Origin of the sequence: Mycolicibacterium komossense (assembly GCF_025822605.1) — a bacterium.
Taxonomy (GTDB): domain Bacteria; phylum Actinomycetota; class Actinomycetes; order Mycobacteriales; family Mycobacteriaceae; genus Mycobacterium; species Mycobacterium komossense.
On sequence record NZ_JACKTY010000037.1, the window covers coordinates 111,080 to 119,483 of the forward strand.

The following is an 8,404-nucleotide window of genomic DNA, read 5'->3' on the forward strand; positions in this document are numbered from 1 at the left end:
GCTGATTCATTCTGGAGAGAACCCGAATGAACGAAGTGTCGGTCGAGGAGGCGTGGTGGTTGAGGGTGCGACGGAAAAGTGAGCAGCGCAGGCGTGACGAACTCAGCTCGCGGCGCGTCATCGATATGGCCATCGGAGTCTTGATGGGTCTGCGCGGGTGTTCGGAACGGGACGCGTTCGACGACTTGGCGAATGCCGTCCACGAAACCGGACTAGGACTGGGCGCGCTCGCTAGGGCTCTTGTGGATCTGGTGGGTAACGCCGAGGATGCCGAACACCACGCCGAGGCGATGCATATGTGGGGTTATCTGCTCATCGGTCGGCTCTCCCCGGCGAATACCGGTTCGTAGCGAGAGCCGATCTCAGGGCAACCGCTGTCTACTCGGAGACGAGTTCGACCGTCAGGTCGGCGGGCAGCGTCGCTTCCACGTCGGCCCCGCCGTCCACCGACTGCAGTACGACGGCAACGGTGTCGGCGTCGAGCGGCGTTATCTCCCGGACGAGGAATGCGCCCGATCCGACGGGGCCGCCCTCGGCGAAAGCGATCCGTTGATCTACCGCTGCGTCGGCGATAGCTATTTCTGTGGTTCCCATCGGATCAGATTAGGCGTCGGCGGGCGCATGGAGGCGTCCCGGACGTTAGGAGGAGACCAGGCCCGATAGGTCTTCGCGGCGACGCTGGCCCTCGCAGTCGATGGTCCAGCACGCCGGTCCGGACCGCTGATCGGGCACCTGGCCGTGGTAGGCGATGACACTCAGAACGCGCGTGGTGATCGGCTTGCCGCAGGCATCGCAATTCTGACCGGTCGGCTCGAAGTATTCGGGCATGACGCCAAGGGTAAGAGGCGCACAACAGTTTCGGGACCCAACTCCGGCGACGCGTTAGTCCTGCAGGTGGCTCCGGCGCTCAGACGGCCGCCTGCGGGCCATTTCGTGTGCTGCAAGCGGGCCGTCTTAGCCGTGTACCTGGCCGGGCTTGTAGGGGGGCCTGTCTGGGTGCAGGGCCGCGTGTGTCGACGACGTGCTCTTCGGTGACGGCTCGGTGCTCGTCGACGGGGCAGCGATCGAGGCAGGGACCGCGATGGTTCGATGAACCGTCGTCGCTGGCGGCGCGGCAACCGGTGCAGCAGTGGTGGTCGCCGGCGGGATGACCATCGGCGGGGGCGCGGCCATGGTCGGGGGAGCAAGCACCGGGGTGTCTTCGGTGGACGTCGCCTCAGATGAACTCGGCTGATAGGCGGTTGTGCCGCCCGGTGGGTGAAGAATCACCGTGCCGGCGATGACGGCGACGACTGCGCTGAGAGCCGTCATCACCAGGCCGCGAACAGATAGATGCCGATAGAGCCGGTGGCTCGTCTTCCCCCGCACGGGGGCACAGTACTGGCGCCTCCTGGCGATTAGCTGTGTGCGAATCGGCGAAACCCTTGAGCGACCTAGTGTTTCGTTTGCCACTACAGTGAATGCCGGCGAAAGTCTGACATCGTGACCACCGTGGAAGTCTGTGTCCGCGTCGCTAAATCTCAGGCGCTGCTACACGTCGCTCGGCGCGCTTGTTCGCGACGGAGTCCATATCGCTCGGCATGCTCGGATGTTGTGCAGAGACAGCGGAGGCCCGGTATTACCGGGCCGGCGCTGCAATAATTCTGGTGCGCGATACTGGGATTGAACCAGTGACCTCTTCCGTGTCAGGGAAGCGCTCTCCCGCTGAGCTAATCGCGCCGGGTAAATCGTGGAGGTGGAGACGGGAATCGAACCCGTGTGCACGGCTTTGCAGGCCGTTGCCTCACCACTCGGCCACTCCACCACTGGGGTTGATGCCTATCGCACCTTCGAGCGGATGACGGGATTCGAACCCGCGACCCCAACCTTGGCAAGGTTGTGCGCTACCAACTGCGCTACATCCGCGTGCTACGGGCGAGATCGTCGCCCGTTGCGAAAAACGACGATAGTCCAACGGAGCGCGGCTACACAAATCCCTGGTGGCCGCGCGGCGCCGAGAAGGCAGATCGCAGTCGACGCCAGAACAATTGGCACCTATCGCGAGACGACGAAAAGCCTCGCTGAGTGGTGACGTCCAGGCAGGTCACGACCGATGTCAGGGTGGGGCACTGCAGCGCCGCGGATCGCTTGGACCGGCCGCAGGGCAGCGGCCGAGACCCTGCCCCGGCTCAGTCTGACCCGTACGGACGACGGTGGGGTGCGCCGGCGGCAAGGTGAACGCCGCGGCCGAAGCGCGGGTGACGTCGAAGCCCGCTGGCGGGCACTGCGGTGGGCAGGGGTGGGCGCAGCGCACCTGGCCGTGAATGCGGTGAGCCGGTGGCCGTTCACCGCGGGAGGGTATCGCTGGAGACGTCGGCTCGCTGCCTCAATTGCCAGGGGATTCAGGACGAAAGGTCGGCGCGTGCTAGTCTTCCTCCTCGTTCCACCGGTCCCGTGGCTCAGTGGAAGAGCGTCCGCTTCACACGCGGAAGGTCGCTGGTTCGATCCCAGCCGGGACCACTTAAGTCGACGCCAAATCAGGGCATCTGTTTGCAAGGCAAAGCCTGTGCGCCGGGGCCGCTACTGACCTGGTCGTGGGAACGTGCGGACTGAGCCTGTACGCCGGGATGCCAAAACGCGCAAACTGACCGAGCAGCCGTTCGACGATGTCATCATGGTTCACCTACGCGGCTGCTGGAGCGGCACCCACCGCGCCGCCGGCGTCGTGAGGGAGTCTGGCGGCGGATCGATCGTCACTATGTCGTAGATCTCGGGCCAGGTCGGCTTTGTCGGGCAGGCCAACTAGTCGGCAGCGAAGGCCGGCAGCGTGGGCCTATCGAAGGCGGCGGTGAAAGAGGTTGCCCACCGGGGTGATCGGGCCATGTGATCCAGCCCGGTTGATCCTCACAGCGATGACCGAGGCGACGCCCGCAGACGTATACGAGCAGAAACTCGCCGAGATATCGATGTAGCGTGCCGGTGAGCCCGACGGTGGCTGAGGTCACCGGTGGGCGCTACCTGTGGAGGCGTGGTCAGCGGGTGGCTGGCGCCAGGACGCGTTGAGCCTCCGCTTCGACGTCATAGTCCAAGGACCACAGCAGGTTTGCGACTGTGCTCTCTAACTTCTGCTGCCGCTGCGGGGTGTCACCACCGTCGTAGACGAGACCGCCTTCGCGCGAGTTGCGTTGGACCCGGCTGGCCCGGCCGCGGCGAAGGGACTCGTATCGCTGGAGCGCCTCGGGGATGCCGGCCGCGTCGACGCCTTCGAGCATCATGGCCAGTGCGACGGCGTCTTCGATCGACTGGTTGGCGCCTTGACCCATATGCGGCAGCATCGAATGCGCTGCATCGCCGAGCAGGGTGAGGTTTCCGTTGCTCCACCGGGGCAGGGGTTCGCGGTCGTAGAGTCCCCAGCGGAAGGTGGTGTCCACGTGGCTGATGATCTTGCGCACCATCGGATCCCAATCGGCGAACTCCGCGGCTAGGGTAGCGGGATCGCCTGGTGCTGACCATGATTCGCGCATCTCGGCATCACTGGGGACGAAGCCCACGAAGTTGATGAGCGCTCCGCCGCGCAGGGTGAACACCAGGAAATGCTTGCCGTCACCCATCCACATATTCGAGACCGTCCCGGGGTACTCCGGAACCCGTTCGGCCGCAATAGTGCCGCGGTAGGCGATGCTCCCGGAGAACACGGGGGCTGTGGGTTCGACTACGTGTGACTGAAGCACCGAATGGATACCGTCGGCCGCCACCACCAGATCAGCTTCTGCGTGTCCACCGTCGGCGAACTCCACGACGGCGCGCTCGCCGTCTTGATGGAATCCGACAGACCGGCGACCCGTGGATACGGTGCCCGTCGGGAGGCTATCGGCGAGCATGGCAATGAGGTCGGGTCGGTACATTCCCAGCACCCTGCCGTCCATCTTCTGATTGGTCAGAACGCGCCCATCGGCGGCGTTGAAGCTCCACTGGGTCCAGCGCGGACCGTACTCCCGCAGTGGGCCTTCGAGCCCGAGGCGATTCAGCAGGCGGAGACTGTTGCTGCCCAGCGCCACGCCGGCGCCGACCTCCCCGAGTTGGCGTGCTTGCTCGTAGACCTGGACCGCGACACCCCTGCGACTCAATGCGCTCGCGGTGGCCAGCCCACCGATACCCGCACCGACGACCGCCACCTGTAATGAGCTCATGGTGTTCACAGCCTTTCCCAAGTATTCGTGTACCGGACGGTACATTTTCGACAGTACACGTACCGATCGGTACATTCAATGCTCATGTCAGAGAGCGTCGCGACGCAGGCGTTCGGCTGCTGGCGCCGTCCGGCGCCGAGCGGTGCCGGTAGACAACGGATACGCTGCTGGGCGCACCAGCTCCCGCAGCCCCGTTGGTCGTGAACACCAGACAGGACTCTTTGACCCGTGACACCACTTGTCTTCGGGCTCATCGTGGTAGCGGGGTTTTTCACCGGGTTGATCGGCTTCGTCACCGGCCTTGCCTCGGTTGTTTCTTACCCTGCTCTGCTTGCGGCGGGACTCGCGCCGGTCTCGGCGAACGTCACCAATACTGTCGCGATGGTTGCCGTCGGTGTGGGCTCGACCACGAAGTCCTTCTCGGTACTGGTCACGGATCGGCGAAACCTGCTCAAGTACGGATCGTGCGCCGCGGCAGGTGGACTCGCCGGCGCAGCCCTTCTGCTGCTCGCGCCCGCAGAGTCCTTTGAGCGCACCGTGCCGTTTCTGATCACCGCAGCGTCCCTGGCGCTGTTCGCGCAACCCAGACTGCGTGCCTTGGCGGGCACCCGCGAGTTCCCCCGGCTCTACCCTCTCGGGATCTTTCTGATCGCCATTTACGGGGGATACTTCGGTGCGGGAGCCGGTGTCATGTTCCTGGCGCTGATGCTTGTCGCCACGTCGGACACCATCTGGCGCGCAAGCATCGTCAAAAGTGTGCTGACCGGAATAGCCAATGCGGTTGCCGCCGTCGGATTCGCGTTCTTCGGGCCGGTGAACTGGATCGCCGCACTCGCGATGGCTATGGGCGCCTTTGCCGGTGGCTGGTGCGGGCCTCCCGTCGTCAAGGTCATTCCGCCCACCGCCTTGAGGATCGTGGTCGCGATCGCTGGGCTTGGGCTGGCTGCCTGGCTTTTCGTCAAGTAGCCCGACGAGAGCCGACGCGTTCGCTGCTTCGTTCAGTGAAGTCATTGGCGGGTGAACGACGAGCGTCTATTGAGTCCGGTGGGCCTGTGATACCGGCAGTGATGGCTGCTCGGTCTGGCTGTTCTGGTGCGGCCTCGGACGCGGGAAGAGCGATCTCGAGTGCTGGGACCACTTCGATTGCGTAGGGCCGAATCCCGACGTCCTAGTGCGGCTACCAGGGTGTCGGCGAGCGCCTACTGGCACGAGGTCGACGGGGACGCCTCTGTCCTACCAGGCCGAGGTCGACGGGGTGACCTATCAGGCCACGTTGCACCGGGAATTGCAGCAGTCGATGTTTGGGCTCCCATTCAAGAGTCAGGGAGTCGGCGCATCAGCTCTGATCAGGCGATTCTCACGGAGTTCACTCCAGACCTCGGGTGGGACAGGCGTCATCGCTGCGTCGAAGTTCTCGCGCTGTTGGCTCAGGCGGGATGCGCCGACCACAACACTGGCGACCGCCGGGTGGGCGAGTGAAAACTGCAGCGCTGCCGCGGCGAGCGGGACGTCATAACGGGAGCAGACTGTCTCAATCGCCTGGACCTTGTTCAGGATCGCTGCTGCGGCGGGTTGGTAGTTGTGTTTTGCCGCAGCGGTGGCACCGGTTGCCAGGATACCGCTGTTGAAAACGCCTCCGAGGACTAGTGAGATGCCCTTATCGAGGCACAGAGGCATCAGATCGTCGAGTGGACCGTGCTCGAGTAGCGTGTAGCGGCCGGCAAGCAGAAAGACGTCGAACTCGGCGCGTCTGGCGGCGGCCGCGCAGACGTCGGCCTCGTTGACGCCCATGCCGACGGCGCCGATCACCCCTTGGTCACGGAGGTCGAAGAGAGCCCGAGCAGCGCCTGAGATTGCTTGCTCGAACACCGCGGGCTGCTCGTCGCCGTGGCCGTAGCGGTCACAGTCGTGGATGAAGACGATATCGATGCGATCGGTGAGCATCCGTTGCAAGCTGTCTTCGACTGACCGCATCGTGCCGTCGTAGCTGTAGTCGTAGATGATGCCCATCGGTGGGACGTCAGTCCACATGGCGTCGGGTGAAGTGGTTCGAACCGGTCGAAGCAGCCGACCGACCTTGGTGGCGAGCAGATATTCGTCGCGTGAGCGGCGCCGAAGCGCAGTCCCCAGTCGATTCTCCGCTAGGCCGTGGCCATACATGGGAGCGGTGTCGAAAAATCGGACGCCGTGGTCCCAGGCATCGTCGACTAAACGTAGACAGGTTTCTTCGTCGAGGGTACGAAACCGGTTGCCCAATGGGGCGGATCCGTATCCGATGCAAGTGGTCTTTAGCGGGGTGTCGCCGATGTGGCGACGCTCGAAGATGCTCACGAGTTGTCCTGTCCGAGAATGTATTCGATCCGGGTTAGGATTTTACGATGAATCCGGCGTCAACTGTCAGCGTGGACGCAGTGATGTAGCGACCGGATTCCCCGACCAGATAGAGGATGGCGCGGCTGACGTCGATGGGCTCCATCCACGGCACAGGCAGGATGTGGGTGGCGGTAAAGGCGTCTTCGACGGACTCCCGGGTGGGTTTGGGGTTATCCGGCTGGAAGAGTCCCCACACATACTCGTTCTGAATCATGTTGGTGTCCACGCAGGTTGGGTTGACCGAGTTGACCCGGATATTGTACCGACCGACCTCGCGAGCCAGGCATGTCATCAAGCCGGTGATGGCGTGTTTGGAAGCGGCATAAGACGCCATGTTCTCGGCACCTTTGAGGGCTTCAGTCGATCCGATGAAGACCACTGATCCGCCCGAATTCTGCGAGATCAGTGTGGGCACTGCAGCTTTGACGGCATGCCATGAGCCGGTCAGGTTGATGTCAATCATTTCACGCCACGCGGGGGGAGTGATATCCCAGGTCTTTCCGCCAGCGCAGATGCCGGCGTTCGGGATGATGATGTCGACGCGCCCAAGTTGTTCCAGTCCATGGTTAAAGGCAGCCTCAACCTGGTCGTAGTCGCGAACATCGGCCTGGGACAGCACTGCCCGGCGTCCGGTCTTTTCGATCAGTCGTTTGGTCTCGACGAGGTCGGCTGATGTGGTTCCTGGATAGGTGGTGGAATCGATATCGCCGCACAGGTCCAGTCCGATGATGTCGGCACCTTCGCCGGCGAGTGCGATGGCATGCGAACGGCCTTGCCCACGTGCGAGCCCGGTAATGAATGCGACCTGGCCGTCGAGTTGTCCCATGACATCGTCCCTTCGAGTGTGTCGGCAGAAGCCGGCAATGGCTGTTCCGAACGATATTACAAAAGATTTACAAAAACGTGCGGAATACCGATCAATCTCGATTAACGTGGGCCCGACAACTGAACATGCTATCGACCCACCCTTCATGGTGTACCTGCATCGAGTTCATCTCCAGCTATGCGTCATGACGCTGCTGGCGTGAAGTGAGCATTGCGCTCACGGACACTCAATCACGCTGTCCGTAGTGATCGGAATTCCGAACACCTATACATCCCTTCCGCCCGAGAATTTCAGGAGATAGAGAATGAACCAGAGACTCCACGCTGTCTTCGGTCGAATCCAAAGGTTGATTGCTCTCTGCGCCTTAGTGATGCTGGCGTGTATGGGGGTCGCCGCTTGTAGCGGTTCCGGTTCGACCGGCGACCCCAAGACGCTGAATGTACTTACCTGGCAGGGCTATCACGAGCCGGAGTGGCTGGATGGGTTCACCAAGGAGACCGGGATCAAGGTCAATGCGGTCAATGTCGGTTCGGCCGATGAGATGTTCGCCAAGATCAAGGCGAACCCGAATCAGTTCGATCTGGGTTCACCAAGGAGACCGGGATCAAGGTCAATGCGGTCAATGTCGGTTCGGCCGATGAGATGTTCGCCAAGATCAAGGCGAACCCGAATCAGTTCGATCTGGCGTTGGTGACTTCGGGCTGGTTCGACAACTACGCCAAAGCTGGCCTGTTGGAGCCGATCGATGCCAGCAAGCTCACCAGCATGCCCCAACTCGGGTTCGACTGGAAATCGGTGGCTTCCTCCGGCGGTACCCAGTACGGGGTGCTGTACAACTGGGGTGATCAGCCGCTGGCCTGGATTCCCGGCAGCATCCCGAACACTCCGGAGATGGCGAAATACCTNGATGATCAGGGACGTCCGAACGACTGGAANATCTTGTGGGATCCCGCGTTCGCCGGCAAGGTGTCGATTTTCGATGACCCCACCTCGGTTCTGCCGATGATCCCACTGGCGCTGGGTATGAGCGACCCGT

At 62.7% G+C, this 8,404-nt stretch carries 9 protein-coding genes and 4 tRNA genes; 4 read left to right on the forward strand and 9 right to left on the reverse strand.

Annotation, left to right across the window (positions count from 1 at the left end; translation table 11 throughout):
- Positions 1–26 precede the first annotated feature (26 nt).
- On the forward strand, positions 27–350 hold the full coding sequence (locus H7J73_RS23505) for an ANTAR domain-containing protein (protein WP_264070124.1): 324 nt from the start codon (positions 27–29) through the stop codon (positions 348–350).
- A gap of 28 nt (positions 351–378) precedes the next feature.
- Here the strand turns inward: H7J73_RS23505 and H7J73_RS23510 are convergent, their stop codons facing one another.
- The 6 genes from H7J73_RS23510 to H7J73_RS23535 all read right to left on the reverse strand — a co-directional run bounded on the left by H7J73_RS23510 (position 379) and on the right by H7J73_RS23535 (position 1,905).
- A complete protein-coding gene (locus H7J73_RS23510; RefSeq protein WP_264070126.1) occupies positions 379–594 on the reverse strand; it encodes a hypothetical protein in 216 nt (71 codons plus the stop codon).
- Between the two features lie 45 nt (positions 595–639).
- Entirely contained in the window at positions 640–828 is a 189-nt protein-coding gene (locus tag H7J73_RS23515; protein ID WP_264070127.1) for a hypothetical protein, read from the reverse strand.
- Between the two features lie 126 nt (positions 829–954).
- Positions 955–1,368: a hypothetical protein gene (locus H7J73_RS23520; protein WP_264070128.1), complete on the reverse strand. Its 414-nt coding sequence runs from the start codon at positions 1,366–1,368 to the stop codon at positions 955–957.
- A 276-nt stretch (positions 1,369–1,644) separates the two neighbouring features.
- Positions 1,645–1,719: transfer RNA gene (locus tag H7J73_RS23525), tRNA-Val, on the reverse strand.
- An 11-nt stretch (positions 1,720–1,730) separates the two neighbouring features.
- Positions 1,731–1,804: transfer RNA gene (locus tag H7J73_RS23530), tRNA-Cys, on the reverse strand.
- A 28-nt stretch (positions 1,805–1,832) separates the two neighbouring features.
- Positions 1,833–1,905: transfer RNA gene (locus H7J73_RS23535), tRNA-Gly, on the reverse strand.
- A 522-nt stretch (positions 1,906–2,427) separates the two neighbouring features.
- Between H7J73_RS23535 and H7J73_RS23540 the strand changes: the two genes are divergently transcribed.
- Positions 2,428–2,499, forward strand: a tRNA-Val gene (locus tag H7J73_RS23540).
- Between the two features lie 512 nt (positions 2,500–3,011).
- Here H7J73_RS23540 and H7J73_RS23545 read toward each other — a convergent pair.
- The gene (locus H7J73_RS23545; RefSeq protein WP_264070129.1) at positions 3,012–4,169 is read right to left on the reverse strand and encodes an FAD-dependent monooxygenase; all 1,158 of its coding nucleotides are present in this window, start codon (positions 4,167–4,169) and stop codon (positions 3,012–3,014) included.
- 228 nt (positions 4,170–4,397) lie between these two features.
- Here H7J73_RS23545 and H7J73_RS23550 point away from each other — a divergent pair, with 228 nt between their 5' ends.
- Positions 4,398–5,135 carry a sulfite exporter TauE/SafE family protein gene (locus H7J73_RS23550; protein WP_264070130.1) on the forward strand — a complete coding sequence of 246 codons (738 nt, stop codon included), beginning with the start codon at positions 4,398–4,400 and terminating at the stop codon, positions 5,133–5,135.
- Positions 5,136–5,489: 354 nt separating this feature from the next.
- Here the strand turns inward: H7J73_RS23550 and H7J73_RS23555 are convergent, their stop codons facing one another.
- Both H7J73_RS23555 and H7J73_RS23560 read right to left on the reverse strand, forming a co-directional pair.
- Positions 5,490–6,500 (reverse strand): aldo/keto reductase, encoded by a 1,011-nt coding sequence (locus H7J73_RS23555; protein ID WP_264070131.1) that lies wholly within the window; start codon positions 6,498–6,500, stop codon positions 5,490–5,492.
- Between the two features lie 34 nt (positions 6,501–6,534).
- Positions 6,535–7,368, reverse strand: a complete 834-nt coding sequence (locus H7J73_RS23560; protein ID WP_264070146.1) for a mycofactocin-coupled SDR family oxidoreductase — start codon at positions 7,366–7,368, stop codon at positions 6,535–6,537.
- A 603-nt stretch (positions 7,369–7,971) separates the two neighbouring features.
- On the opposite strand from H7J73_RS23560, the gene H7J73_RS23565 reads away from it, so the two are divergent.
- On the forward strand, positions 7,972–8,404 hold a 433-nt coding region (locus H7J73_RS23565), incomplete at its 3' end, for an extracellular solute-binding protein (protein WP_308207443.1).

Bases quoted from the DNA above. Each gene is read 5' to 3' on its own strand.
- H7J73_RS23515 (WP_264070127.1), bottom strand. From the start codon at position 828: ATGCCCGAATACTTCGAGCCGACCGGTCAGAATTGCGATGCCTGCGGC.
- H7J73_RS23510 (WP_264070126.1), bottom strand. From the start codon at position 594: ATGGGAACCACAGAAATAGCTATCGCCGACGCAGCGGTAGATCAACGG.
- H7J73_RS23560 (WP_264070146.1), bottom strand. From the start codon at position 7,368: ATGGGACAACTCGACGGCCAGGTCGCATTCATTACCGGGCTCGCACGT.
- H7J73_RS23545 (WP_264070129.1), bottom strand. From the start codon at position 4,169: ATGAGCTCATTACAGGTGGCGGTCGTCGGTGCGGGTATCGGTGGGCTG.
- H7J73_RS23505 (WP_264070124.1), top strand. From the start codon at position 27: ATGAACGAAGTGTCGGTCGAGGAGGCGTGGTGGTTGAGGGTGCGACGG.